At 68.1% G+C, this 25,932-nt stretch carries 25 protein-coding genes and 1 pseudogene; 14 read left to right on the plus strand and 12 right to left on the minus strand.

The genetic code is table 11. The annotated features are described in order from the left end of the window. Nucleotides 1-83: 83 nt before the first annotated feature. From ACNQVK_RS28610 to ACNQVK_RS28620, 3 genes are all read right to left on the minus strand, one after another. Complete coding sequence (locus ACNQVK_RS28610; protein WP_418032219.1) at nucleotides 84-971, minus strand: DUF559 domain-containing protein; 888 nt, start codon at nucleotides 969-971, stop codon at nucleotides 84-86. A gap of 170 nt (nucleotides 972-1,141) precedes the next feature. Further along, nucleotides 1,142-2,308, minus strand: coding sequence for a M20 family metallopeptidase (locus tag ACNQVK_RS28615; RefSeq protein WP_276126561.1), 1,167 nt, complete (start codon nucleotides 2,306-2,308; stop codon nucleotides 1,142-1,144). Further along, nucleotides 2,305-3,489, minus strand: coding sequence for a M20 family metallopeptidase (locus tag ACNQVK_RS28620; protein WP_418032220.1), 1,185 nt, complete (start codon nucleotides 3,487-3,489; stop codon nucleotides 2,305-2,307). The genes ACNQVK_RS28615 and ACNQVK_RS28620 overlap by 4 nt, the downstream gene beginning before the upstream one ends. A gap of 47 nt (nucleotides 3,490-3,536) precedes the next feature. Here ACNQVK_RS28620 and ACNQVK_RS28625 point away from each other — a divergent pair, with 47 nt between their 5' ends. After that, on the plus strand, nucleotides 3,537-4,328 hold the full coding sequence (locus ACNQVK_RS28625; protein ID WP_418032221.1) for a purine-nucleoside phosphorylase: 792 nt from the start codon (nucleotides 3,537-3,539) through the stop codon (nucleotides 4,326-4,328). On the opposite strand, the gene ACNQVK_RS28630 is transcribed toward ACNQVK_RS28625, so the two are convergent. Beyond that, nucleotides 4,325-4,870: a TetR family transcriptional regulator gene (locus ACNQVK_RS28630; RefSeq protein ID WP_418032222.1), complete on the minus strand. Its 546-nt coding sequence runs from the start codon at nucleotides 4,868-4,870 to the stop codon at nucleotides 4,325-4,327. The genes ACNQVK_RS28625 and ACNQVK_RS28630 overlap by 4 nt on opposite strands. A 100-nt stretch (nucleotides 4,871-4,970) precedes the next feature. On the opposite strand from ACNQVK_RS28630, the pseudogene ACNQVK_RS28635 reads away from it, so the two are divergent. Continuing rightward, nucleotides 4,971-6,118 (plus strand): annotated as a pseudogene (locus ACNQVK_RS28635) (FAD-dependent oxidoreductase). Nucleotides 6,119-6,132: 14 nt separating this feature from the next. Then, nucleotides 6,133-6,900 carry a hypothetical protein gene (locus ACNQVK_RS28640; RefSeq protein ID WP_418032223.1) on the plus strand — a complete coding sequence of 256 codons (768 nt, stop codon included), beginning with the start codon at nucleotides 6,133-6,135 and terminating at the stop codon, nucleotides 6,898-6,900. On the opposite strand, the gene ACNQVK_RS28645 is transcribed toward ACNQVK_RS28640, so the two are convergent. Continuing rightward, nucleotides 6,855-7,973 carry an AbrB family transcriptional regulator gene (locus ACNQVK_RS28645; RefSeq protein WP_418032224.1) on the minus strand — a complete coding sequence of 373 codons (1,119 nt, stop codon included), beginning with the start codon at nucleotides 7,971-7,973 and terminating at the stop codon, nucleotides 6,855-6,857. The genes ACNQVK_RS28640 and ACNQVK_RS28645 overlap by 46 nt on opposite strands. 109 nt (nucleotides 7,974-8,082) lie before the next feature. On the opposite strand from ACNQVK_RS28645, the gene ACNQVK_RS28650 reads away from it, so the two are divergent. Genes ACNQVK_RS28650 through ACNQVK_RS28660 form a run of 3 tightly spaced genes read left to right on the plus strand, consistent with a single transcriptional unit; the run spans nucleotide 8,083 to nucleotide 11,666 of the window. Further along, entirely contained in the window at nucleotides 8,083-8,529 is a 447-nt protein-coding gene (locus ACNQVK_RS28650) for a MarR family winged helix-turn-helix transcriptional regulator (protein WP_418032225.1), read from the plus strand. After that, nucleotides 8,526-10,142 (plus strand): phospho-sugar mutase, encoded by a 1,617-nt coding sequence (locus ACNQVK_RS28655; protein WP_418032226.1) that lies wholly within the window; start codon nucleotides 8,526-8,528, stop codon nucleotides 10,140-10,142. Before ACNQVK_RS28650 ends, ACNQVK_RS28655 begins: the two co-directional genes overlap by 4 nt. A 12-nt stretch (nucleotides 10,143-10,154) precedes the next feature. Beyond that, complete coding sequence (locus ACNQVK_RS28660; RefSeq protein WP_418032227.1) at nucleotides 10,155-11,666, plus strand: hypothetical protein; 1,512 nt, start codon at nucleotides 10,155-10,157, stop codon at nucleotides 11,664-11,666. Here the strand turns inward: ACNQVK_RS28660 and upp are convergent. Then, nucleotides 11,648-12,271 (minus strand): uracil phosphoribosyltransferase, encoded by a 624-nt coding sequence (gene upp, locus ACNQVK_RS28665; protein ID WP_418032228.1) that lies wholly within the window; start codon nucleotides 12,269-12,271, stop codon nucleotides 11,648-11,650. The two genes, ACNQVK_RS28660 and upp, sit on opposite strands and share 19 nt — an antisense overlap. A 202-nt stretch (nucleotides 12,272-12,473) precedes the next feature. Between upp and ACNQVK_RS28670 the strand changes: the two genes are divergently transcribed. From ACNQVK_RS28670 to ACNQVK_RS28685, 4 genes are read left to right on the plus strand one after another with little or no spacing between them, the layout of a single operon-like run. Then, nucleotides 12,474-13,073, plus strand: a complete 600-nt coding sequence (locus ACNQVK_RS28670; protein WP_418032229.1) for a sigma-70 family RNA polymerase sigma factor — start codon at nucleotides 12,474-12,476, stop codon at nucleotides 13,071-13,073. Then, nucleotides 13,070-13,828 (plus strand): SDR family NAD(P)-dependent oxidoreductase, encoded by a 759-nt coding sequence (locus ACNQVK_RS28675; RefSeq protein WP_418032230.1) that lies wholly within the window; start codon nucleotides 13,070-13,072, stop codon nucleotides 13,826-13,828. The genes ACNQVK_RS28670 and ACNQVK_RS28675 overlap by 4 nt, the downstream gene beginning before the upstream one ends. A gap of 46 nt (nucleotides 13,829-13,874) precedes the next feature. Continuing rightward, nucleotides 13,875-14,180, plus strand: a complete 306-nt coding sequence (locus tag ACNQVK_RS28680) for a hypothetical protein (RefSeq protein ID WP_418032231.1) — start codon at nucleotides 13,875-13,877, stop codon at nucleotides 14,178-14,180. Between the two features lie 2 nt (nucleotides 14,181-14,182). After that, nucleotides 14,183-15,262, plus strand: coding sequence for an NlpC/P60 family protein (locus tag ACNQVK_RS28685; RefSeq protein ID WP_418032232.1), 1,080 nt, complete (start codon nucleotides 14,183-14,185; stop codon nucleotides 15,260-15,262). Between the two features lie 7 nt (nucleotides 15,263-15,269). On the opposite strand, the gene ACNQVK_RS28690 is transcribed toward ACNQVK_RS28685, so the two are convergent. Next, nucleotides 15,270-18,467 (minus strand): ATP-binding protein, encoded by a 3,198-nt coding sequence (locus ACNQVK_RS28690; RefSeq protein ID WP_418032233.1) that lies wholly within the window; start codon nucleotides 18,465-18,467, stop codon nucleotides 15,270-15,272. A gap of 126 nt (nucleotides 18,468-18,593) precedes the next feature. On the opposite strand from ACNQVK_RS28690, the gene ACNQVK_RS28695 reads away from it, so the two are divergent. Together ACNQVK_RS28695 and ACNQVK_RS28700 are read left to right on the plus strand one after the other, a co-directional pair. Next, nucleotides 18,594-19,871: a primosomal protein gene (locus ACNQVK_RS28695; RefSeq protein WP_418032234.1), complete on the plus strand. Its 1,278-nt coding sequence runs from the start codon at nucleotides 18,594-18,596 to the stop codon at nucleotides 19,869-19,871. Nucleotides 19,872-19,916: 45 nt separating this feature from the next. Further along, nucleotides 19,917-20,735, plus strand: a complete 819-nt coding sequence (locus ACNQVK_RS28700; protein ID WP_418032235.1) for an alpha/beta fold hydrolase — start codon at nucleotides 19,917-19,919, stop codon at nucleotides 20,733-20,735. Here ACNQVK_RS28700 and ACNQVK_RS28705 read toward each other — a convergent pair. The 5 genes from ACNQVK_RS28705 to ACNQVK_RS28725 form a co-directional block, all read right to left on the minus strand. After that, on the minus strand, nucleotides 20,732-21,004 hold the full coding sequence (locus tag ACNQVK_RS28705; protein ID WP_418032236.1) for a hypothetical protein: 273 nt from the start codon (nucleotides 21,002-21,004) through the stop codon (nucleotides 20,732-20,734). The two genes, ACNQVK_RS28700 and ACNQVK_RS28705, sit on opposite strands and share 4 nt — an antisense overlap. 85 nt (nucleotides 21,005-21,089) lie before the next feature. Beyond that, nucleotides 21,090-22,178, minus strand: coding sequence for an adenosine deaminase (locus ACNQVK_RS28710; RefSeq protein WP_418032237.1), 1,089 nt, complete (start codon nucleotides 22,176-22,178; stop codon nucleotides 21,090-21,092). A gap of 36 nt (nucleotides 22,179-22,214) precedes the next feature. Beyond that, nucleotides 22,215-23,045 (minus strand): dienelactone hydrolase family protein, encoded by an 831-nt coding sequence (locus tag ACNQVK_RS28715; RefSeq protein ID WP_418032238.1) that lies wholly within the window; start codon nucleotides 23,043-23,045, stop codon nucleotides 22,215-22,217. 36 nt (nucleotides 23,046-23,081) lie between these two features. Next, complete coding sequence (locus ACNQVK_RS28720; RefSeq protein WP_418032239.1) at nucleotides 23,082-24,371, minus strand: thymidine phosphorylase; 1,290 nt, start codon at nucleotides 24,369-24,371, stop codon at nucleotides 23,082-23,084. Nucleotides 24,372-24,429: 58 nt separating this feature from the next. Then, nucleotides 24,430-24,828, minus strand: a complete 399-nt coding sequence (locus ACNQVK_RS28725) for a cytidine deaminase (RefSeq protein WP_418032240.1) — start codon at nucleotides 24,826-24,828, stop codon at nucleotides 24,430-24,432. 214 nt (nucleotides 24,829-25,042) lie between these two features. Between ACNQVK_RS28725 and sdhC the strand changes: the two genes are divergently transcribed. Continuing rightward, nucleotides 25,043-25,459 carry a succinate dehydrogenase, cytochrome b556 subunit gene (gene sdhC, locus ACNQVK_RS28730; protein WP_084621995.1) on the plus strand — a complete coding sequence of 139 codons (417 nt, stop codon included), beginning with the start codon at nucleotides 25,043-25,045 and terminating at the stop codon, nucleotides 25,457-25,459. A 47-nt stretch (nucleotides 25,460-25,506) separates the two neighbouring features. Further along, a complete protein-coding gene (locus ACNQVK_RS28735) occupies nucleotides 25,507-25,929 on the plus strand; it encodes a succinate dehydrogenase hydrophobic membrane anchor subunit (RefSeq protein ID WP_003882378.1) in 423 nt (140 codons plus the stop codon). Nucleotides 25,930-25,932 lie beyond the last annotated feature (3 nt).

Below are 25,932 nucleotides of genomic sequence, written 5' to 3' on the forward strand. Positions count from 1 at the left end.
TTTTGCCCCGCTTGCCCCGCTTGCCCCGCGAGCGACCGTGTCTGTACGGCGACACGCCGCATCTTGCGTACCGAAACGGTCGCTCACGCAGCTTGGGCCACACGCAGCTGTCGGCTGATGCGCGCCACCATCTCCCCTTGGCGATGACGAACGTCCTCGAACACGATCGCGATGACGCTCCAGCCGACATCCATCAGAGCCGCGGTGCGTCGACGGTCCTTCCGTAATGCATCGGGACTGCCATGCCAGTCCACACCGTCGTACTCGACAGCCAATTGCTGCTCGGGCCAGGCGAAGTCGAGGCGGCGCACCTGTCCGTTGCCGACGATGACCTCGTACTGCAATTCGGGCATCGGAAGACCGCCGTCGATCATGACCAGCCGGGCCTCACTTTCCATCGGCGACTCGGCACGTCCGTCGGCCAGCCCGATCAAGTTGCGGACAGCGACGATGCCTCGACGGCCGGCCTGATCAAGGGCTGCACGCCAAAGATCGGACCGGACACAGGTCCCGCTTCGTACTGCTGCGTCCAGTGTTGCCAGGGCGCGCGGCCGGCGCAGTGTGCGGGCCACCTCGATCGCCGTCCAACTCGCGGTCGTCACCAGCCGCTCCTGCACGATTGTGAGCGGAGCGCCGTCGCGCCGGTGCACCACCAATCCGTCGCAGGAGCGCAATCGCGATCCGATCGGTTCCAATACATGCAGGTCGATGGGCTGCTGGATGTCGAAACCGTGGATTGCCGCGGCAGTTCCCAGGCATACGGGGACTCGGGCGCCGCAGGACAGGTCCAGGCCACGCAGACGTGTCAGCAAGTCAGGCGCGCCGAGGCAGTACATTCCCTGCCATATTCGTTCCAGCACACCACAATTCACTGCCGACTGGAGTTGACGTCGCGAGATGCGGGACAGGATCTGGGCATTGGTCGCAACGCCACCCTGTGCCTGGAAGATCGTTTGCAGCTGCTGATCCATGCCCACGATCGTGGGCATTTGCTATGGCCGAGGGATAGTCAGAGTTTGTGAAGCTGTGGATAACTGGCTTCGCCACTGCGCGAGCGACCGCTGCGGTACACAGAATGCGGCGTGTCGCCGTACAGACACGGTCGCTCGCGGTGCAGGGAACTCGCGGGGCAGGGAAACAGCTAGGCAGACGCGGCGATGATGTTCACCATCGTGCGCACGCCGACGCCGAGTGCGCGCTCGTCGATGTCGAACGTGGGTTGGTGCAGATCCAGCTGTGGGCCTTGCCCACTCCACACGCCGAGTCGTCCCATCGCACCGGGCACGTCTTCGAGGTACCAGGAGAAGTCCTCGCCACCGCCGGACTGATGGGTGTCGGCCAGCACGTCGGGACCGATCGCCTCGATGGCGTGGGTGAGGATGCGCGTGGACACCTCTTCGTTGACCACCGGCGGCACCCCGCGCCGGTAGTTGAGGCTGTGGGAAATGTTCAGCGGCGCCAGCAGGGCGGAAACCGTGTCTTCCACAATCGATTCCAGGGTCAGCCAGGTGTCGCGGCTGGCGGTGCGGATCGTCCCGGCCAGGGTGCCGATCTGTGGGATGGCGTTGGCGGCCACCCCAGCGTTGACCGCACCCCACACCATGACGGTGTCGTGGCGCGGGTCGATGCGACGGGACAGCACGCCGGGCAACCCGGTGATGAGCGTGCCGAGTCCGTAGACCAGATCGCCGGTCAAGTGCGGCCGCGAGGTGTGCCCGCCCGGTGAGTGCAGGGTGATCTCGATGGAATCGGCCGCCGAGGTGATCGGCCCTGGCTTGGTGGCCACCTGCCCCACGGCCAGGCGAGGATCGCAGTGCAGGGCGAAGATCCGGCTCACGCCGTTCAGGACGCCCGCATTGATCGCGTCGATCGCGCCGCCGGGCATCAGCTCCTCGGCCGCCTGGAACAGCAGTCGCACCCCGACCGGCAACTCCGGCACCGACGACAGGGCCATCGCGGCGCCCAGCAGTATCGCGGTGTGCGCATCGTGCCCGCAGGCATGCGCGACATTGGGCACCGTCGAGGCATAGGGCGCACCGGTCCGATCGACCATCGGCAGCGCGTCCATGTCGGCGCGCAGCGCGATCCGCGGACCATCCTCCGGCCCGAAATCACAGGTCAACCCGGTACCCCCGGGTAGCACCTTGGGGTTCAGTCCGGCCTCGGCGAGAACGCGAGCGACGAACTCGGTGGTGGCGAACTCCTGGCGCCCCAGTTCGGGATGGGCGTGCAGGTGCCGCCGCCACGACACCATCTCGTCGTAGTTGGCCGACAACCAGCGGGCAGCGGCATGCTGCAACACGCTCATGCGGCCGCCCTCCGGTGCAGCGCTTCCAACACTCGATCTCGCTCCGCCGGGGTCTCGGCCAACCGAACCACGGTGCGGGCCAACATGATTGCACCCTCCAACACGGCTTTGTCGGCACTCGGGCCCGCTGCTGCGGCGGTGAACGCCGGCTGGTGGATGGCAGCCCCGCCCGAGTCGATCCCGATCACCGGATGAATGCCGGGCATCATCTGGCTGATGTTGCCCATGTCGGTACTGCCCAGCGGCACACTCGCCTCCACGTTCTCCGGCAACGGGTTACGGCCCAGTCGCAACATCTCGGCACGGATGGTCTCCGAGAGCCACGGGTCAGGCGCCAGCTCGGCGTAGGCCGGGGCGATCTCGGTGACCTGGTGCTCGCAGCCCGTCGCCAGTGCCCCGGCCGAAAAGCACCCGGCCATCCGGACTTCCAGCTCACGCAGCGCGGACATGCCGGTGGCCCGCATGGTGTAACGCATCTCGGCCCGGCCGGGGATCACGTTGGTGGCCTGCCCGCCATGGGTGACGATGCCGTGCACCATCTGCCCCGGCATGAGCTGCTGGCGCAACAGGCCGATGGCCACCTGCGCGACGGTGACCGCATCGCCGGCGTTGACCCCCAGATAGGGCGCCACGGCCGCATGCGACTCCCGGCCCGTGTAATTGACCGTCACCTCGGACAGCGCCAGCGACCGGGCCGCGGCGATGTCCACCGGCCCGGGGTGCAGCATGACCGTTGCCGCGATGTCGTCGAAGACTCCGGCGTCGAGCAGCAACACTTTTCCGCCACCGAGTTCCTCGGCCGGGGTACCGACGAGCACCACGGTCAGGCCGAGGACGTCGGCCACGTCGGCCAGGGCCAACGCAGCGCCGACCGCCGAGGCGGCGATGATGTTGTGTCCGCAGGCATGCCCGATCTCGGGGAGAGCGTCGTACTCGGCACAGATCCCGACGACGAGCGGGCCGCTGCCGTAGGAGGCCCGGAACGCGGTGTCCAGCCCGCCGGCCGCCTTGGTGATGTCGAATCCGTACTCGGCCACCAGCGCCTGCGTCTTGGCGCAGCTGCGATGCTCGGCGAAGGCCAACTCGGGCTCGGCGTGGATCGAATGAGAGAGCTCGATGAGGTCGCCACGATGCCGGTTGACGGCTTCCTCGACGCTCAGCGAGGCGGTGGCAGACGACATCCTCGCAGTATCTCACTGCGTGTTCATGGCCGTTAAGCTCGCCTATCGTGACCGATCCCCAGCCATCCAGCCAGGCAGCCGCCGCCATCGCAGAACGCACCGGCGTCGATCGCCACGATGTCGCGGTGGTGCTCGGCTCGGGCTGGGCGCCCGCGGTGGCCGAGCTCGGTGCCCCGGTCGCATCGGTGCCGATGGCCGACGTCCCGGGCTTCACGCCGCCGAGCGCGGAGGGGCACGGCGGCCGGGTGCACTCGGTCCGCATCGGCGACCATCGGATCCTGGTGCTGGCCGGGCGTATCCATGCCTATGAGGGCCATGACCTGCAGCATGTGGTGCATCCGGTGCGGACCGCGGCGGCTGCGGGGGCGTCCACGGTGGTGCTCACCAACGCTGCCGGCGGCCTACGTGCGGACTACCAGGTCGGCCAGCCGGTCCTGATCAGCGACCACCTCAACCTCACCGCACGGTCTCCACTGGTCGGGGCGCAGTTCGTCGACCTGGTCGACGCCTACTCCCCCAGGCTGCGGGCTCTGGCGCGGGAGATCGACCCGTCCCTGGCCGAGGGCGTCTACGCCGGGTTGCCGGGCCCGCACTACGAGACCCCCGCCGAGATCCGGATGCTGCGCACCCTGGGCGCCGACCTGGTCGGTATGTCGACGGTGCACGAGACGATCGCCGCCCGGGCCGCGGGTCTGCAGGTGTTGGGAATCTCGATGGTGACCAACCTGGCCGCGGGGATGACGGGCGAGCCGCTCAGCCACGCCGAGGTGCTCGAGGCCGGGCGTCAGTCCGCGACCCGGATGGGTGCGCTCCTGCGTTCGGTGATCGAACAGATCTAGCCGACCAGATACCGCTGCAGCGTGGGCCCGATCCAGTCGACGACCTCCTGTCGGGGCATGGCGACCAGGGGCGGGAATTCCAGGACGTAGCGGCACAACGCCATCCCGAGCACCTGCGACGCCGCGAGGCTGGCCCGTGCGGGGGTGTCGGGTGCGTTCCCCGTGGTTTCTGCGATGACCGGCGCGAGTTGCGCGGCGAAGATCGTGCGCATCCGCTCGGCGACGGCCTCGTTGGTCACGCCGGCCCGCAGCAGGATCAACAGCGCTTCGTCCCGCTCCCAGCGTTCGAGGAAGTGCGCGGCCAGCGCGCCACCGACCTGCTCCCGAGGCACCTGGGTCAGATCGGGTAGTTCCAGATCGAACTCGGCAGCGGCGGCGAACAGCCGCTCCTTGTTGCCGTAGTAGCGCATCACCATCGACGGGTCGATGGCGGCATCCGCGGCGATGGCCCGGATGGTGGCCCGCTCGTATCCGTCTGCGGCGAATCGCTCACGGGCCGCGGCGAGGATGACGGACTTGGTCTCAGCTGCCGGTCGTCGCATGCCAACAAGTGTAGGCCAACAACCGTTGACATCGTGCCGGAAGGCTCCTAAGTTGAAGTCAACAGTTGTTGACCAACGGTTGTTGACAAAGGAGCCGAAGATGCAAACGACCACTACAGACGTACTGATCGTCGGAGCCGGGCCCGTCGGCCTGACCGCGGCCATCGTGCTCGTTCAGCACGGCCACGACGTGACCGTGGTCGACCGCCAAGCCGAGGGCGCCAACACCTCTCGCGCCGCCGTGGTCCACCCGCGGACCCTCGAATTACTGGAGCCCTACGGCGTGGTCGACGCACTCGTCGCACGGGGCGTCCACACCCCCACCTTCGCCATCCGGGACCGAGACGATCTCCTGATCGCGGTGCCGTTCAGCGAGCTGCCGACCCGGTACCCGTACACGTTGATGATCTCGCAGGCCGATACCGAAGCGTTCCTCCTCAACCGGCTGGAGGAACTGGGCGGCAAGGTCATCCGCCCGGCGTCGGTGACCGGGATCCGGCAGACCGGCGAGCATGCGATCGCCACGTTCGCCGACGGCCAGCAGATCCGGGCCAGATACCTGGTCGGTGCCGACGGCATGCACAGCACGGTCCGGGACCAGGCCGATATCGCGTTCAGCGGCGGCACGTACGGCGAATCGTTCGCACTCGCCGACGTCCGCCTGTCCGGCGGTGTTCCGGCCGACGAGGTCATCCTGTACTTCTCGCCGGCGGGTCTGGTGGTGGTCGCGCCCTTGCCCGACGGGATGTACCGCATCGTCGCCACGGTGAACGAGGCGCCACAGCACCCCGACATCGCGTTCGTGCAGTCGCTGTTGGACGAGCGCGGCCCGGTGTCACGGCCGGCGGTGGTCGAGGAAATCGTCTGGGGATCACGCTTCCGTGTGCATCACCGGATCGCCGACGTGTTCCGGGACAACCGCGTCCTGCTGGCGGGCGACGCCGCGCACGTCCACTCTCCCGCTGGCGGACAGGGCATGAACCTCGGGATCGAGGACGCCGTCGCCCTGGGCGAGCTCCTCTCGCGGGTGCTGGACACCGGGGCCGACGCGGCGCTGCTCGACGAGTACGCCGCCACCCGGCACCGCACCGCACGTGGGGTCGTCACGATGACCAGCCGGCTCACCGAACTCGCCACCGCATCCGCCCGCCGCCGCCCCATCCGCAATCGCGCCATGCGCATGGCCGGCAGGCTGCCCGCCGTCCGCCGGCGCTGGCCTGGCGGCTGTCCGGCCTGAACCGGCGTTGAGCAAAGGAAAGCTGATGAAGCTCGTCAACGATCAACTCGCAGTACCGGTCCGACTCACCGACCCGACCGACGACGGGTTCCTGATCCTGGCGGCCGAGGCCGGGCGTTGGGGCGGCCCGCTCGCCCTGCCGTCACGCACCCGGCGCCGGCTGGCCATCCACCTCGCAGGGTGGGCGGCAACACTGGCTCACCGAGACGACGTCGTCGAAGCCGTGGTGTTCCGCGGGGCGCTGCGTCCACCCGGTGAGGGCGCGGCGCTGCTGGCGCGTGCAGGTGTCCGGCCCGCCCGCCACGACCTGGTCGTTCTGATACGCACCACCGGCGTCGACGCGATCGACAACGTGAGAGCGGACGACGCCTACCGCGCCATGCTTTCCGAAATGCACCAGAGCGCACGTCATTCGTATGAGATGGCGGCCGACAACGCGGCCCGGATCGCCGACGTCGACCACACCGGCGACCGCTGGTTCCTGTTCAACTACTTTCACTGCGATTCAGCGGAAACGGTCTACGCCACATGGGAATACACGGCGGGGTGGTTTCAGCGTCACACCGCACTGCCGGACTCCACGCTGCTCTCCCCGCGGCCCGGTGAGCCGACCGACTACCGCGTGGTCAACCACGCCAGTTGGCCGACTCTGCGGGCGTTCCTGCCCAGCCTGCTGTTCCGTCGCACGTTCCGGTCGTTCGTCCTGGCCAATTTCAAGGCCAATGACGTGGCGGCTCAGCCGATCATCTATCGCCGGGCAGCGGCGACCGGTTCTTCTTCCCGCCGGCCGTGACGCAGGCCGCGCCGCCTGCCCATCCGGGCCATCACCCTGGCCATCAGCGGCGCCGCGAACAGCATCAGCAGGACCCGCAGTACCTGGGCGGCGATGATGAAGGTGACATTGGAACCGGTCTCGACCGCGGTGGCCAACACCGCGTAGACACCACCGGGACTGGTTGCGAGGTAACCCTCGAGTTGGGTCATCCCGGTGACATCGGCCAGCACCACGCCCAGGCCCGCGGTGGCCGCGCCGAGCACCACGATCAGCGTGAGCGCCAGCGGAAGGATCCGCCCGATCGCGCGGAGCGATTCGCGGGTGAAGGCGACGCCGGCCTGCCAGCCGATCACCATGTAGGCCGCCTGCACCAACAGCACCGGGACCGTCAGCCCGAAGGACTGACCGGTGAGTTGCAGTGCCACCGTCAGGGCCAGCGGGCCCAGGAGCCCTGCGCCGGGCAGCTTGGCCCAGCGCCCGCCGACGATGCCGACAGCGACGATGGCGGCCAGCATCAGCAGGCTGAGATACCAAGGTGCCGAATCGGTTTGACCCGGAGACCCGGCCGGATTGGCTGCCGGATGCGACCGATCGGCATGAAACACCAGTGTCACCACGAGCGGAATGGTCGCGGTGACGAGGGCCACCCGCAGGTACTGGACGACGGAGACGACGCGATCGTCACCGCCGAGTTCGCGGGCGATGGCCACCAGCCCCGACGCGCCACCGGCAACCAGCGCCAGCGACCCGGTCAGCGGGCTGACGTCGCGGTGCAGGCCCAGCAATCCACCGGCGAGGACGCTGAGCAGCAACGTGGCCACCGAGATCACGAGCACGATCAGCCAGTCCGAGCGGAGCGCGCCGACGGCGTCCTGATGGACCATCGTGCCGATGTAGACCCCCAACACCCCTTGGGCGATCACCCCGGCAGGGGGCGGCATCCGGTCCGGGGCCAGCGAGGCCAGGGCCAGCGCGACGCCCACCACCAGCCCGGCGAACAGGGCGGCCGAGGGAACGCCGACGAGGTTGAGCGGGACGGTGACGGCGACAGTCGCGATGACCAGCAGCACCCACCGCAGAATCCGCGTCATCCCCTTCTCGCACCTCCTACTTAAATAGTAAGGGATACCTTTGCACTTTACGTGTCCGGGAGCGGGATTAGTGCTTCGATAAGCGGCAATGCCAAGGTATAACTTCTCTATGGCTGCAACATCAGCGACCGAACTGCGTGAGTCGATGATGGCGGTGACCCGCCAGATGCGAAGACACCGTCCAGATCACGGCCTGACCTTGAGCCAGCTGGAACTGCTCGGCGAGGCCAGTCGCAGCGGAACCACCACTCCGGCCGAGATGGGCGCGCGGTTGCACGTGCGGGCCCAGTCGCTGACCGACAGCATCAACGAACTCGTCCGCCGTGGCCTGATCGCCCGGCGTCCCGACGACAACGACCGTCGCCGGCAGCTCATCGAGATCACCGCAGAAGGTACGGCGTTGCTGCAGGCCGACCGCGCCGAACGGGACGCCTGGCTGCACGCCACCATGCGGGAGAACCTGACGGATCTGGAGTTCGATCTGCTGATGCTGGTGGCACCGGTCCTGCGCAAGCTGGCTTACGCGGACGCCACTGCGGGCACACTTGGATCATGACCTCCATCGCGACCGCCGCCGCCGATTGGATCGCACATGACCCCGACCCGCGAACCGCGGCCGAACTGTCCGCCTGCAGTCCCGATGAGCTCGACCGCCGATTCAGCCATCCGCTGACGTTCGGCACCGCCGGGTTGCGCGGCCCCTTGCGGGGTGGGCCCGATGCGATGAACCTGGCCGTCGTCGTGCGCACCACATGGGCGCTGGCCCAGGTTCTCAAGGACAGGTGCCTGGGCGGGTCGCACGTGGTGGTCGGCCGCGACGCTCGGCACCAGTCCGACGAATTCGCCCTCGCCGCCGCCGAAGTGCTCGCCGCCGAGGGTTTCGACGTCCTGCTCATGATGGCGTCGGTCCCGACGCCGGTGGTCGCGTACACCGTGCGGCACCTGCCCGCGGCGGCCGGCATCCAGATCACGGCATCGCACAATCCCCCGACGGACAACGGCTACAAGGTCTTTCTCGACGGCGGTATGCAGATCATCTCCCCCGCCGACCGCGAGATCGAGGCCGCAGTGGCCCGGGCTCCGCATGCTGATGAGATCCGCAGGGCCGCAGTGGAAACCAGCGGTCGCAAGCAGATCTACGGCTACCTGGAACGGGCCGCGCGGGTGCGGCGCAGCACCGGTTCCGTGCGGGTCGCGCTGACCCCGCTGCACGGCGTCGGCGGCGAATACGCCCTTGATGCACTGGCCCTGGCCGGTTTCGACGACGTACACGTGGTCGAGGAACAGTTCAACCCCGACCCGGACTTCCCCACCGTCAGCTTCCCCAACCCCGAGGAGCCCGGCGCGGTCGACGCACTGCTGGCCCTGGCCGACGACGTCGACGCCGAGATCGCGATCGCACTGGATCCCGATGCCGACCGCTGCGCCGTCGGGGTTCCGGGACCGGATGGGTGGCGCATGCTGACCGGCGACGAAACCGGTTGGTTGTTGGGCGATTACATCCTGTCCCAGCTCGAGCCCGGCCCGGTCAGCGAAGCAGCCCTGGTGGCGAGCACGGTGGTGTCATCCCGGATGCTCGCCTCCATCGCGGCGTCGCACGGAGCCCGGCATGCCGAAACCCTCACCGGATTCAAATGGCTGGCCCGCGCCCAGACGCCCGGCACCACCCTGGTCTACGCCTATGAAGAGGCGATCGGGCATTGTGTCGACCCTGCGTCGGTACGCGACAAGGACGGGATCACAGCGGCGATCCTGGCCTGCGATCTGGTGGCCGCGCTGCGCGATCAGGGCCGCACGATGCTCGATGCCCTCGACTCCCTGGCCAAGGTGCACGGCGTGCACGTCACCGGTGCGGTCAGCCGCCACGTCGACGATGCCGAGACGGCGATGGCGCGCTTGCGCTCCGGCCCGCCGACCGAGCTGGCCGGCATCGCCGTCACCGTCGAGGATCTGCTGGAGCGACGCGGGCAGCAGCGCACCGACGCGCTGATCCTCACCGGCAGCGACGCGGGCACGTCGGTCCGGGTGGTGGTGCGCCCATCGGGGACCGAGCCGAAACTCAAGTCCTACACCGAAGTCCGCTGCGCACCGACCGATGATCTGAATACCGCCCGCGCTCACGCCCAGAAGCTCAGTCAGGACCTCGCCGACGCCGCGGCGCGCTGGTAACAGCGAACCTTCATGCCGGACTGGACTTATCAACCGCTTCGCCCCATCGCGTCCGCGGTCATCGGGGAACGGCGCACTCAGCGGTGGGCGCTGCGACTGCTGGCGACCCTGGTCGAAGCGGGCGGTTACCGCTGGATTCCGCGGGTGTTCGATCACCCGCCGCTGCCGACAGAGTGGATCGGCCGGTTCGGCGCGGTGGTCCCGCCGTCGGTGGCTCGTGACGCCGTCCTGGTGTTGCCGGTCCAGGGCGCGGGCATCATCGAGATCGCTCCGGTCACGGCCGCCGATGTCGGGACCGTCCGGCGCGCCGCCACGGGTCGACGCTGCCGTGTCGTCGCCCGGGTGGACTCTGCCGAGGTCGCCGAACTGCTCACCCAAGACGTCGACGAAGTCGCCATCGGACCTGCGCGCGACCATCGCTATCTGACCGACCCGGACGTAGCTGCCGCCGTCACTGCCCTGCGGGACGGTTCGGCCACCGTCCTGGCCCGTCCGGCCGTGCTGCTGGCGAGCGGGCCAGGCTGGTTCAACCGGGTGATCGAGGCGGCCTCGCAGACGACGACGCGGCCGCCCAGCCTGGCCGATGCCGGGCTCAACCCGTTTCGCTGGCCGGGCTGGCTGTGGGGGGTGCTGGCCGGGCTCGGCTTGATCGTGGCAGGTATGGGCGCCGGCGCCATCACGCTCGGACCGGTGTTGTTGAGCTATGACCGGTCCTACCTCGGCCTCGGCGTCGATGACCTGCGCCGGATCAACGACAACCTGGTGCATTTCATCCAGCACGACCGGATCAGCATGGCGGGCAACATGATCGGTCTCGGCGTGCTGTACACCGGATTGTGCTGGGGTGGTATCAGGCGCGGTCAGGTGTGGGCCCGCAATGCCCTGCTGATCTCGGGGCTGGTCGCCTTTCTGACGTTGTTCTATTTCGTCGGAACAGGTTTCGTCGATCCCCTGCACACCCTGGTGGTGGTGACCCTGTTCCCGATGCTGCTCGCCGCCGTGTGGAACAAGCCGTACCCGCCCCAATGGCCGTCACTGGCGGACGGTTCGGAGACACAGCGCCGGCATGCGCTGTGGGGCCAGCTGCTGTTCATCGGTTTGGGCGCCGGGCTCGCCGTGGCCGGGGCAACCATCTCGTTCGTCGGACTGACCGACGTGTTCGTCTCCACCGACCTGGGATACATGCACACGCACGGTGCGGCGCTACGGACCGCCGACCCGCAACTGGTCAGCTTCGTCGCACATGACCGTGCCGGATTCGGGGGTGCCTTGATCGGTTCGGGGCTGGCGATCGCGTTGATCGCGATGTGGGGATTTCGCAGGGGCGAACGCTGGGTGTGGTGGACGTTGTTGATCGGGTTCGTGACGGGCACGGTGCCGGCGCTGGCCGTGCACTTCGCGATCGGCTACACCACGTTCATCCATCTGCTGCCGGTGTACGTGCTGGTGCTCGCCACCGCGGCGGCACTGGTGTTGTCCCGGCCCTACCTGACGGCGACAGCGCCTCAGCGCGGGCCGAACTGACGATCCCCGGCGTCGCCGAGTCCCGGGACGATATAGGCGGCTTCGTTGAGACCTTCGTCGATGGTGGCGGTGATCAGCCGCATTTCGGGGGCGACCTTCTCTATCGCGGCGATCCCCTGCGGCGCGCACACCACACACACCGCGGTGATGTCGACGGCGTTGCGTTCCCGCAGCAGATCGATGGTGTAGGCCATCGACCCGCCGGTCGCCAGCATCGGGTCGAGCACGAACACCGACCGGGTGCTCAGGTCTTCGGGCAGCGAGGCCAGGTACGGCGTCGGCTGATGCGTCGTCTCGTCGCGCGCCATCCCGACGAATCCCACCTGCGCTTCGGGGATCAGGGCGTGCGCCTGGTCGACCATCCCCAGCCCGGCCCGTAGCACCGGGACCAGCAGCGGTGGATTGGCCAATCGCGAACCGGTGGTGTCGGTCACCGGAGTACGCACCGCGATCTGCTCGGATGCCGCGTCCCGGGTTGCCTCGTACACCAGCATGAGGGTCAGGTCGCGCAGTGCCGCGCGGAACCCCGCGTTGTCGGTCCGCTCATCCCGCAGCGTGGTCAGCCGCGCGGCGGCCAGGGGGTGGTCGACGACGCGTACATCCATGCGCTGACCTTAACGGGCGGTGCCGCTGCCGTGCAGGTGGATCCGGGCACGGTTCCACGGACCACGGACTACGGGTTTTCAAGGGTCCGTCACGGAGTTCTGCGAAGCAGTCTGAGGTGACGCTCAGTTTTGTCCCCGACTCTGGAGATCCGATCATGACGAAAGTCGCAGCCGCCCCCTCGACCGATGTCTCACCCGTCCGATGACCCTGACCATCGGCACCGGGGACCTCAGCGCCGAGTCTGACGCGCAGCTGGCAGCCAGGTTCGTCCGGGACGCCATGCCGTTCCACACCGTCCTGTTGCGCACCGCGCGGCGACTGACGCACAGCCAGGCCGATGCCGAGGATCTGGTCCAGGACACACTGATGAACGCCTACACCGGATTCCGACGGTTCGAGCCGGGCACCAACCTGCGAGCCTGGCTGTTCCGCATCATGCACAACCGGTGGATCAGCACACATCGGATGAAGCAACGCCGTCCGGACACCTTCGCGGTCGCCGACATCACCGACAGCGACATGTTCGGCAACGCACTCCACTCCACGGCCGCGGAGCGCTCCGCCGAGGAACGGGCGCTCGACGCGATCTGCGACGACCGGATCCGGGATGCGGTGCTGACGCTGCCCGAGGGTTTCCGAACGGTCTTGTACTACGCCGACATCGAGGGCTTCACCTACGCCGAAACCGCCGCACTCATGGAAATTCCGGTGGGAACGGTGATGTCGCGCATCTCCCGCAGCCGCGAACGGCTGAGGGCGGCATTGAGCGACGAAGACGACGACACCCGATGTGTCGCATGACCGAACAACGGAAGGACACAATGGAATCCGGAGCAGAACTCAGGGGATACCGCGCGCTGGTCACCGGAGGCACCGCAGGCATCGGGCTGGCCTGCGCCGACCTGCTGGCCCGGGCGGGCGCCGCGGTGACCATCACCGGAAGGGACGAGCAGCGGGGACGTGACGCCGCAGCCGCACTCGGCCGGGACGTCCGATTCATCGGCGCCGACCTCGCCGACCTGGATTCGGTGCAATCGCTTGCCCGGCAATGTGACCAGCTGGACATCCTGGTCAACAACGCAGCCGCCTTTCCCGGCGCCCTCACCGTCGACCAGGACGTCGCCTCGTTCGAGCAGACCTTCGACACCAACGTGCGCGGCACCTACTTCCTGGTGGCCCAACTGGTGGGCGGCATGCTCGACCGCGGCCGCGGCAGCATCGTCAACGTCACCTCGATGGTCGCGTCGAAAGGGGTGCCCGGCGCCTCGGCCTACAGTGCCTCCAAGGCGGCCGTCGAATCGCTGACCCGCACCTGGGCCGCCGAATTCGGTTCCGGCGGTGTGCGGGTCAACAGTGTGGCACCGGGGCCGACCCGCACCGAAGGCGTCGAGGCCCAATGGGGCGACACCAACGAGGAACTCGGCCGCGCCCTGCCGTTGGGCCGCACCGCCACCCCTGAAGAGATCGCCCACGCGGTGCTGTTCCTGTCCTCACCACGCGCGGCGTTCATCACCGGCTCGACGCTGCACGCCGACGGTGGCGGCACCGCGATCTGAAGCCAGATCAGGGGAACCGATCGGGGCCGGCGGGCGTCCTAACCACATGCCCGCCGAAATCCTGCGCGCCGACATGGCGGCCATCCGCACCCTTGGCGATGCCCTCGACGCATACGCCGCCGATCTCAACGCCGTGGCCGCCGCCCTGCGGTCGGTTCCGTCACCAGGGGCTGCTCTCGGTCCGATAGGCGACCGGTTCGCGGCTGCTTTCGCCGACGCCGTCGGCGCCCACAGCGATACAGTCGCGGCGCTGGGTTCCTGTACCGGCGCTGGGGCGGTCAGCGCCGGGAACACCGCCGCCGGCTTCGACGCCGCCGGTCAGCGGGCCGCTCAGCTGTTGCCGCGGGTTTAGCCGTGCCCGCCTCTGCCATCGCGTTGGCCGCGCCGCTCTACGAGCTGCGGGATCTGGTCGGCAGCGGCTGGCCGGCCCACAACCCCGCCGCGACCGCACTGGACGGGGCGCAGGCCGCCCTGTCGGATATCGCGGTCGCGCTTGTGCGGTCGTGGGAGCGCGCCGCGGGCGATTGGTCGGGAACGTCGGCGACGGCGGCGGCGGGCTTCGCATCGGACGCCGCGGCGGAAGTCACGCACCTGGCCCTGCGGGCGCAGGCATTGAGCGCCGCGGCCAGGGACGCGGGTTCGGCTGTGGCGCAGGCCCGGTCCCGGTCCCGGCTGCAGGAGATCATCGACCGCTTCGAAGAACGTGCCGCGGCGCTGACCCCTCACCTCGACGAACCGGGAGTGGCGCAGGAGTTGCAGGCCGAGGCGCGACGCGCGGTGTCCGAGGCCTCGGCCGTCGTCGACGAATTGCGTGCCGAACTGGACCGTCAGGCGGGCGCGGTTGCCGCCCCGGCCGCGGGCTCGTCGCCGGCGGGCGGTATGCGCCCGGCCTCGGCGGGGTTCTCGGCAGGCTCGGGCGGTATCGCGCCGACCTCGGCGGGGCAGTCGTGGGGTGCAGCGTCGGCAGATCTCCCGGCAGCTTCGATCGGTGATCGCGCCGAAGCCGCGGTCGGGCTACGAGACCCCGGCATGTTCGGCGACGGCGTGGGGGTGCGGCTGCCCGACGGCAGCACGGCCGTGGCACCCAATGCCGTTGCGGCCAGCGCGGTACGGCACGCGCTCACCCAGTTGGGCGTGCCCTACCGTTGGGGCGGCACCACACCGGGCGTCGGCCTGGACTGCAGCGGGCTCACCCAGTGGGCCTATCACGAAGCCGGACTGGACATTCCACGGCTCGCACAGGAGCAGGACATCGGCAAGGCGGTGTCCGCCGGAACGCTACGGCCGGGCGACCTGGCGGTATGGGACGGGCACGTCGCGATGATCGTCGGCGCGAACACGATGATCGAAGCCGGCGATCCGGTGAAGCTGTCACCCGTCCGAACCACGAACGCCGGTCAGGGCTTTCAGGGATTCTGGCGGCCCACGGTGTGAGTGAACGTCACGGCATCGCCATCGCGAGCGCGATGTGTCCTCCGAAGTCCAGCTGTACTGCCATCGCGCGATAGCGCTCCCGATAGTCGCCGTAGGTGGCCTCGTCGCCCCGTGCCCTGGCCAACAGAGCCCGTACCCGCAACAGCCAGATGTCGCGCACCACCAGTGCCTCGTCGGCCCGCGCGGCGGCCAACCGATCGATCACGGATTCGGCTGCGGCGAGATCGCCCTCGGCCGCACGATCGATGAGTGCCTCCGCGACAACAGCTGTGGTCGGGGTGCCCCACGCGAGCAGTTGCCCCTCTCGTGCCAACTGGTCGTTGGCAGCGCACATCTGCGGTATCGCCTGGTCATGGTCTCCATGGCGGGCCCGTTCGCGCGCCAGATACACGTTGACCAGTGGCAGTTCCCCGAGGTTGTGTCGCTGACGTTCCATCACCTCGCTGACCTCGGCCAGGAGGACCTGCCCGCGATCACGCTCCACGGCCGGGCCGCGATGCACCAGCGCGATACCCAGGGCGAACCGCGCGAACGCCAGCGCCATGTCATTGCCGGACCGTTCGGCAATCCGTAACGCATCCTCGCTCTCCCGCACCGCGCGGTCATCGGCGGACAACACGCCATTCGCTATCCCCGGGAAGTAACCCACCGCGACAACCGCGGCGTAGGTCAGCGGGTCGGCGGTGTGCGCCATGGCGATGCCATGGCGCAGGTCGTCCCGCCAATCAGGAAGCCCCAGGCAATAGCGGGCTGTCGCCCGCGATGTCAACGCGAGTGCCAACGGAGACCCGAAGACGAAATTGCCCTTGAACGGATCACCACCGGCCAGGTCGATCACTCTCTGCGACCACCGCAATACGTCGGCGTACTCGCCACTTTCGACCTTGGCGAAGATCGCCGGGTACGACAGACCCACCGTCAAGGTCTCGTCAGCGACCGACTCGATGAGGGCCATCGCTTCCGATGCCAATTGCGATGCCTGACGAATCTGGCCCTGATACGCGTGATCCATCACCAGCCCGGCCATGGCGATCGCCAGAGACGGCTTGTCCCCGGCGCCCGTACACAACGTGCGCAGCTCGGCAAAGCGGGCGCCGGCGCCATGTGCACGCAACCGATAGGCGGTCGCGCACAGCATGGCGCGCGGGGCGATGCGCATCGCCGCGCGGTTCTGATCTCCGGTGGGCAACGCGTCGGCGATCGTTCGGGCCCGCTCCCAGCTGAGTCGTGCTGCGGTGATGTCGCGGCCCCTGGCCCACGTCGCGGCGCGCATGTGCCAGCCGTACGCGGCGTGCAGATCGCCTGCGGCCTCGAGATGTTCGGCGATCAGGGCGGCATTCTCGTCGATCGACGCGGGTTCACGCCGTTCGAGTGCAGCCGCCACCCGCCGGTGCATCTCGGCGCGATCGGATCTGAGTTGTGACTCGTAGGCCACGGCGCGAATGAGCGGATGGTGGAAGACGTACTCGGGTTGCTGGGTGAACCCGACCTGGTCGATGAGCTGGGCTGTCACGAGGTTGTCGACCTCGGGCTCGACCCCCAGCGTGATCAGCAGATCACCGCCGAAGCGTGAACCGACCACCGCCGCCGCGGTCAGCGTGCGCTTCGCTTTCGGGTCGAGCCGGTCGATGCGCGCACCGATGATCGCCTGCAAGGTCGCGGGCACCGTCACCTCGGCGACCGCCGCCGTCGACTGGTATGCGCCGACCTCACCGCGGAGCACCCCGCGCTCCGCCAGGTCCCGCACCATCTCCTCGGCGAAAAATGGGGTGCCGGCTGCTCGTTCGATGATCATCTGATTCATCGCTGCCACCGAGGGATCCGAACCGAGCAGTTGTGACACCAGCGCGGCAGTCTCCTTGTCGCTCAACGGCTCCAACGCGAGAGTCGAAGCGCCGGGCACTCGGGTGAGTGCTCCCCCGTACTCGGGGCGGTACGTCACGACGACCAGCGAGGGCGTCTGCGCAATCACCGAGAGGAACTCGGCCAGCATCGACTCACTGACCTCGTCGATCCAGTGGGCATCCTCGATGAGGTACAGCGCCGTACTCTCCCGTGCCATCGCCGCGGTGTACACCAGTGCGGTCAATCTCCGCCGCCGCGCGTCCGGATCTATCCGGGGCAGCGGCTCATCGGGATCGGCGAAGCCCAGCAAGTCGGCAAGGAGCACCAGGTCCTCCGGATCTGAACCAGAGAAGCTGTCGTGCAATCGATCACGAGCAGTCTGCCCATCACACCCCGCCGTTCCCGTGGCCGCGCGCAAGAAACCAGCGACGACGTGAAACGGGATCTGGCCGGCGTGCGACTCACAGAAGGTCGTGAACACTCCGACACCACGTGCGAGCGCTGTGGCCGAAAGCTCGCGCACCAAGCGGCTTTTGCCGATACCCGGCGGCCCCACGACACCGACCACCGCGCCATCGCCGTCCATGGCACGGTCCAACAAGGTGTCAACCGCGCTCATCTCCGACCGTCGACCGACGAGGGCCGACTCGGCCCGCTTGATGATCCGATCCTGACGCATACCGATCAGCCGGCGGGCGGGCACCGGATGGTCGGTCCCCTTGATCCGTACCCGCTCGGGCTCCCCGAGAATCGCATTGCCCTCGACCAGTCGCGCGGTGGACGCGCTCAGCATCACGCCACCGGGCGGCGCGACCGATTCCATCCGCTGGGCCATCCCGACCTGTTCGCCGATGGCGGTGTAGCCGAGTGGACCGGAACGAATCTCTCCCGCGATCACCTCACCGGAGTTCAGGCCCACCCGAAGCAACAGCTCCACGCCGTCGTGCCGGTGAATCTCGACCGCAAGCCGTTCCGCTTCGTCCTGAATACCCAACGCCGCCAGGCAGGCGTGGACGGCGTGATGCTCCAACGCCAGCGGCGCGCCGAAGACCGCCATGATTCCGTCACCGGTGAAACTGCCGACGGTGCCGCCGTAGCCGCGCACCACCGCGGCGGACCGCACCACCAAATCGGTCATGATCTCGCGCAGCCGTTCTGCACCCACCGCTGCGGCGATGTGCATCGAGTGCACGACGTCGGCGAACAGCACGGTGACCTGCTTGTACTCCGCCGGCTGCGCCGTGCGTGCGATCGGCGCACCGCACTGACTGCAAAACCTGGCGGTCGCACCCACCTGAGCGCCGCATGCCCCGCAGGAGAGATCGGCGGCTGCCGGTTCGCGGTCCCCGACCTCGGCCACGCCGACATTGTTTCACCGCAGGTCAGCCGTGTCCGCCGATTCGTTGCCGGCCCGGTACCGCCGAACCGCGCCCCGAAGGGGAGACAACCTGACTGGCGTCCAGGGCACCCCATTAGGCTGTGCCGCATGGCTGCTGACATCGTGCCGGTCCGGCTCGGGCTGACCAAGGGCGACCTTTACACACTGTGGGCTCCGCGTTGGCGGGATGCCGGCGACGAGTGGGAGGCCTTCTTGGGCGAGGGTGACGCCCTCTACGCGTTCGAATCGGTCGCTGACCTGGCGGCCTTCGTCCGCACCAACACCGACAACGACCTGGCCGACCACCCGGCGTGGGACAAGCTGACCGCAGCCAATGCGCACAAGCTGCAGCCGTCGGAGGATCGCGAGTACGACGTCGTCGGCGTGCCCGACCTGGTCGCCGACAAGCCGACCGAGGAGGCTGTCGCGAGCCTGCACCGCACGCTGGTGGTGGTGTCGTCGCTCGGCTCGGTGTGCGAACTGGCGGCCATCAGCAAGTTCTTCAACGGCAACCCCGTCCTCGGCACGGTGGGTGGCGGGCTGGAAGGCTTCACCGGCCGCTCCGGACGCAAGCGCTGGGCCGAGATCGAAGCCGTGGTCGCCCGCGGCTGGGACGGCGTGCTCGACGCCATCGACGAGATCGTCACCATTCCCGAGGAAATCGACGCCGACGCGGTCAAGAAGGCCGAGGCCGAGCTCGAGGAACCGGCGCCGGAGGAGGACGAGGACGACCTCGCGGTGGATACCGACGAGACAGAGGGTGACGACGACGAGGACGACACCGCGGACGCGGTCGAGCCTGTGCGCAGCGCTGCCGACACCGCCGTCCTCGGTGGCGACGAGGACTTCTGGCAGAAGGTCGGTATCGACCCGGTGCGCATCATGACCGGCTCGGGCACCGTCTACACCCTGCGCTGCTACCTCGACGACGATCCGGTCTTCCTCGGCCGCAACGGTCGCATCAGCGTATTCAGCTCCGAGCGCGCACTGGCCCGCTACCTGGCCGATGAACACGACCACGACCTGTCGGACCTGGCCACCTACGACGACATCAGGACCGCCGCCACCGACGGTTCGCTGCGGGTGGATGTCGCCGAGGAGAACATCTACGTCCTCAGCGGAATCTCCGACGACATCGCCGACGGACCCGACGCGGTCGACCGCGACCAGTTGGAGTTGGCCGTCGAACTGCTGCGCGACGTCAGCGACTACTCCGAGGACAAGACCGTCGACGAGACCCTGGCGGGCACCAAGGCGCTCGGCAAGTTCGTGAACTACGTGCTCGGCGACGAGAACGCCCGCCAGCCCGAGGCCCCGTACGCCGACGCCGTCGAGCAGTGGGAGGCGCTGGAGCGTTTCGTGGAGTCGCGCCTGCGGGCGGAGTAGCCGTAGCGGCGATGAGTTCTGGCCGCGGAAGCGGTCAGACCATTCATGACCGCATCGACCAGGCTCTCCACTCACACCGTCACGGTTCCCGGCGCCCGCCTGCACTATGAGGTGCGTGGGACCGGCCCGTTGTTGCTGATCCTCGGCGCCCCGATGGCGGCAGCCGAGTTCGCGCCGCTGGCACACGCGCTGGCGGGTGACCACACCGTGGTGACTGCCGACCCGCGCGGCGTGGCCGGCAGTCGTCTCGACGATCCCGAGCAGGACTCGACGCCGGAACTGCGGGCCGATGACGTCGCGGCGATCCTCGATGACCTGGATGCTCCCTCAGCCGATGTGTTCGGCTCGTCCGGCGGCGCGGTGACGGGGCTGGCGTTGATCGCCCGGCACCCCCATCGGGTGGGCACTCTCGTGGCGCACGAGCCTCCGCTGCTCGAATTGTTGCCCGACGCCGCCGAGCAACGTGCCGCCACCGATGACATCATCGCCACGTTCTCCCGTGACGGGATGTTCGCGGCGTGGGCGAAGTTCATGGCCAACGCGGGCTTCGACATGCCAAGCGGTGGGCCGGAGATGCCCGCGCCGAGTGATCAGGAGCTGCGCGACGCGGCGCACTTCTTCAACCACGAACTGCGGCCCACCACCCGCTACCTGCCAGACCTCGAGGCGCTCAAGAACGGGCGGGTGTTGCTCGGGCTCGGCGAGGAATCGGGGCACCTGTTGACCCAGCGGACGACGACTGCGCTCGCCGAACTGTTGGGTACGCGTCCGGTGATGTTCCCGGGTGACCATGGTGGATTCATGGGCGCCCCAGGGGCTTTCGCCGACGCGCTACGTGCCGTGCTAGCCGCCGAGCCGGTCTAGCAGGGGTCGCCGGGCGGGGTGAAGTAGGGCACGCCTTCGACGGTGTAGCACGGGACCTCGCCGGGCACGTACGGCACGTGCGCCGCCGCGACGGCAGCGCCGGTGGCGACATCGCCGGCGACGTTCGTGCATCCACCGGCGGAGAAGTGCCGACCGTCGGCCCCGGCGCACACGTCGGCCCTGGCAGGGGCAGCCACGACGACCGGCAGGAACACTGCGGCGCACGCCAGAACTGCACCGGACAACACGGTTGTGATGGGTCTGGCCATGGCTACTCCTCGTGGACCACCGCTGTTACCCCTACATCCTGAGCCAATGCCCGCCCCGGCGCGGCGATTCGGCCAACGCGGTGACTCAGCCCACCAGCACCGCGTAGCGGGGCTTGATCACCTCGTCGATGATGGCCAGCCGTTCATCGAAGGGGATGAAGGCCGACTTCATCGCGTTGATGGTGAATCGCTCCAGGTCGCTCCAGCCGTAGCCGAACGCCTCGACCAGACGCAGCATCTCCTGGCTCATGGTGGTGTCGCTCATCAGCCGGTTGTCGGTGTTGACCGTCACGCGGAACCGCAGCCGTGCCAGCCGGTCGAACGGGTGCTCGGCGATGCTGGGCGCCGCCCCGGTCTGCACGTTGCTGCTGGGACACATCTCCAGCGGAATTCGCTTGTCGCGCAGGATGGATGCCAGCCGGCCCAGATGCTGCGTGCCGTCGTCGAGTTCGGTGATGTCGTCGACGATGCGCACCCCGTGCCCGAGCCGGTCCGCCCCGCAGAACGCGATGGCCTCGTGGATCGACGGCAGGCCGAACGCCTCACCGGCGTGAATCGTGAAGCGCGCGTTGTTTCCTCGCATGTACTCGAACGCATCGAGGTGACGCGTGGGCGGGTATCCGGCCTCGGCCCCGGCGATGTCGAAGCCGACGACGCCCTTGTCCCGGAACCGGATTGCCAGCTCGGCGATCTCACGCGAGCGGGCGGCATGGCGCATGGCGGTGACCAGGCAGCGCACCGTTATGGTGCGCCCCTCGGCCGAGGCCGCCTTCTCTCCGTCGGCGAAGCCGGCCAGCACGGCGTCGACCACATCGTCCAGCGACAGTCCACGGTCGATGTGCAGCTCGGGAGCGAACCGGACCTCCGCATAGACGACGTTGTCCGCGGCCAGATCCTCGACGCACTCGAACGCGACGCGGTGCAGAGCCTCTGGGGTCTGCATGACTCCGACGGTGTGGGCGAACGGCTCCAGGTAACGCACCAACGAGCCGCTGTGGGCGGCCGTGCGGAAGAACGTGGCCAGCTCGTCGACCTCGGTGGCCGGCAGATCGTCATAGCCCAGCTGACCGGCCAGGTCGAGCACGGTGGACGGTCGCAGTCCGCCGTCCAGGTGGTCGTGCAGCAGGGCCTTGGGAGCGTGCTGGATCTTGTCCAGACTCAGCGGCGTACTCATCACTCCATCATGCGCACAGCGGGCGGTCAGCACCGATCATTCAGGCTGCGACCCGCTCAATAATCGGTGACGAAACAGGTCGAGCACCTGGTCGAGCGCCGCTCGGGTGGGTTGCCCGGGTTCGTCGATGAGGTGTTCGGTGAGCACCGAATGCGGCGGCATCGTCGCGGCGGGGTTGGCGTCGGCATCGTCGAGTTCGACCGCCACGAATGCGTCACCGAGTTGCTCGCGCAAGAAGCCGAAGCGGTCCTGCGGCACCAACCGATCCCCGGTGAAGCGCAGCCCCAACACTGTCAGGCCGCGGGCGCAGCGTTGCTTGACGACGGCCAGGTCGTCCGCGGAGATGTCGATCGACCCGCGTTGACCTGCGGTCAGCCCGATCGGCATCGACGGCTGCGACAGCACCGGGGCGAGCAAGACATCGTCGGTCGCCATTGCCAGGGCGTAACCACCGGTGAAGCACATGCCGACGGCGCCGACACCGGGCCCGCCGCAACGCTCGTGTTCGTGCCTGGCCAGCGCACGCAGCCAGTCGATGACCGGAGAGGTCCGGCCGGTCGCCAGCGTGACGAATTCCCGGCTGATGCAGGCCGGCACGAGTGTGCCGACCGCATTCGCCACGAAGGCGAACCGGCCATGCGCGTCCGGGTTGGGATCCCGCCCCGGTACTCCGAACAGGTGCGGAAGGACTGCGGTGCAACCGATCCCGCTGACCTGGCGGGCGAAGTCGAGGACCTTGGGGGTGATACCGGGCATTTCGGCGATGACGATGACCGCCGGGCCGTCGCCACGCCGAAAGATGGTGCGGGTCTTGGATTGGTGGGTGAACTCTGACCGTTGGAAATCCGAGAGATCGTCGTCGGGCACCATCTGTGCCTAGCAGTTGGGCGCCCGGTTGGCCAGCTAAATGCGGTCGATGATCAATGGCCGCCGGGTGGGCACGGCATCGCCGACCGCCCAGGCGCCGTCGAGTTCGGCGAGCGCCGCGGGCAGCCGCTCGGCCGTCTCGGTGTACAGGGTGAACAGCGCCTCCCCCGCGGCCACGGGCTCCCCCGGCGCGCGGTGGATCCGCACGCCGGCGCCGAACTGCACCGGTTCACCCGGCTGAGCACGTCCGGCGCCCAACCTCCAGGCCGCCAGCGCCACGCCCATGGCATCGAGATCGCCCATGAAGCCGCCGTGCGGGGCCGTCACGGTCTCGCTGGCCGCCCCGATGGGCAGCTCGCGGCTCAGGTCCCCGCCCTGGGCTTCCACCAGCGCACGGAAGCAATCCATCGCGCTGCCGTCCCGCAGGGTCTCGGCCGGGTCGGCGCCGTCGATGCCGGCCGCGTCGAGCATCTCCGTCGCCAGCGCCAGCGTCAGCGCGACGACGTCGGGCGGCCCGCCGCCGGCCAGCACCTCCAGCGATTCGGCGACCTCCACCGAGTTGCCGACGGTCCGGCCCAGCGGGCAGTTCATGTCGGTCAGCAGGGCCCGGGTGGGGACCCCGTTGGCATTGCCCAGGCCGACCATGGTGGACGCCAGCTCGCGCGACTCGGCCTCGGTCTTGAGGAACGCGCCGCGACCGACCTTGACGTCCAGGACCAGCGATCGCGCGCCCTCGGCCAGTTTCTTGCTCATCACCGAACTCGCGATCAGCGGCAACGACTCGGTGGTGCCGGTGACATCGCGTAGTGCGTAGATCTTGCGGTCGGCCGGAGCCAGCTCGCCCGCCGCGAACACCGCCGCACCAATATCCCGAAGTTGTTGGCGGATCTGGGCTTTCGACAACTCCGCGGTGAATCCCGGGATCGCCTCCAGCTTGTCGAGCGTTCCCCCGGTGTGCCCGAGCCCGCGCCCGGCCGCCTGCGGAACGGCAGCACCGCAGGCCATCACGACCGGCAGCAGCGGAATGGTGATCTTGTCGCCCACCCCACCGGTGGAGTGCTTGTCCACCAGGGCAAGCGGCTTGCCGTCACGACGGAGATCGGTGAAGTCGAACCGCTCTCCGGAGTGGACCATGGCCGCCGTCCACCGGGCGATCTCGGCCGGTGCCATGCCTTTCAGGAAGATCGCCATCAGCAGCGCCGACATCTGCTCGTCGGCGACCCGGCCGTGGGTGTAGCCGTCGATCACCCAGTCGATAGCGGCGTCGGACAGCACACCGCCGTCACGCTTGGTCCGGATGACGGTCGGCGCGTCGAGATGAGGCATGGCCGTCAACCTACTCGCCGGTAACTAACGGGGCCCGGAGTTGTTGGACCACTTGGCCTTACCTGCGCATCAGATCATCGGGCCCGAAGGCGTCGGGCAGCAGCTCGCGCAGCGGTCGCGCGCCACTCGGGTGGTCGATCAGCAGCTCCGGCCCACCGTGTTCGAGCAACACCTGCCGGCAGCGTCCACACGGCATCAGCAGACCCCCGTCCGGGCCCACACACACCAGCGCGACGAGCCTTCCGCCGCCCCCGGAATGCAGGGCACAGGCCACAGCGCACTCGGCACAGAGACCTAGGCCATATGAGACATTCTCCACATTGCATCCGGCCACGACCCGGCCGTCGTCAACCAGAGCAGCCGCCCCCACCGGAAACCCCGAATAAGGCGCGTAGGCGCGGGTTGAAACTTCGATTGCCTTGTTACGCAATAGTTTCCAGTCGATTTCGATCGTCATGCGACAACCCCGGACGTAGGCTCTGAATGCATTCCGAAACCTCAATTCCCGACCCGCACATTAAGATAGGTAAGCCTAACTTTTGTGTGTTTAGCGGGTCGAACTGCTCAACCGTAATTCGTTCGCCACTACAAATGGGTTTAGAGTCGCCCCGAGGTTTGGGGCTAATTAACAGGCAGTCCCAGACGTCCCACCGATGGCGTTGGAGGGCCCGATGAGTACTCAGACGGAGGTACCGGCTCCGCAACCCAGGAAAGCACGACGGCGCACCCTTTATCGCGGTGATCCGGGAATGTGGTCCTGGGTGCTGCACCGTATTACCGGTGCCACGATCTTCTTCTTCCTGTTCGTACACGTCCTAGATACCGCGTTGGTCCGGGTGAGCCCGCAGGCCTACAACGAGGTTATCGAGACGTACAAGACCCCCATCGTCGGATTGATGGAGATGGGCCTGGTCGCCGCAGTGCTGTTCCACGCACTGAACGGCATCCGTGTCATCCTCATCGACTTCTGGCAGCAGGGTCCCCGCTACCAGCGGCAGATGCTCGCGGTCGCCGTCGGCGTCTTTGCCGTGGTCCTCATCGCAGCACTAGGAGTTCTCGGTATGCACATGGCGGAGCGGTTCCTGTGAGCGCGCCAGGAGCGGGCGAGTCGCGGTTGGGCCGTCCGGCACCGGTGATGGAACGTGAGCACGACCGGCCGGCCGCGCTGGATCACCCGCGCGCGCCCCGTCGTCCCCGCGGTATCCCCTACTTCGAGAAGTACGCCTGGCTGTTCATGCGGTTCTCGGGTCTGGCGCTCGTCTTCCTGGCGCTGGGCCACCTGTTCATCATGCTGATGTGGCAGGACGGCGTGTACCGCATCGACTTCAACTACGTCGCACAGCGCTGGGCCTCCCCGTTCTGGCAGATCTGGGACATGGCCCTGCTGTGGCTCGCGATGATCCACGGGGCCAACGGCCTGCGCACCATCATCGGCGACTACGCCCGTAAGAACGTCACGAAGTTCTACCTGAATTCGCTGCTTCTGCTGGCGACAGGGTTCACGTTGGTTCTGGGCACCTACGTCCTGGTCACCTTCGACCCGAATATTGGGGGCTAACCA

This window comes from Mycobacterium sp. 134, from assembly GCF_048282715.1.
In the GTDB taxonomy this organism is placed as follows: Bacteria; Actinomycetota; Actinomycetes; order Mycobacteriales; family Mycobacteriaceae; genus Mycobacterium; species Mycobacterium septicum.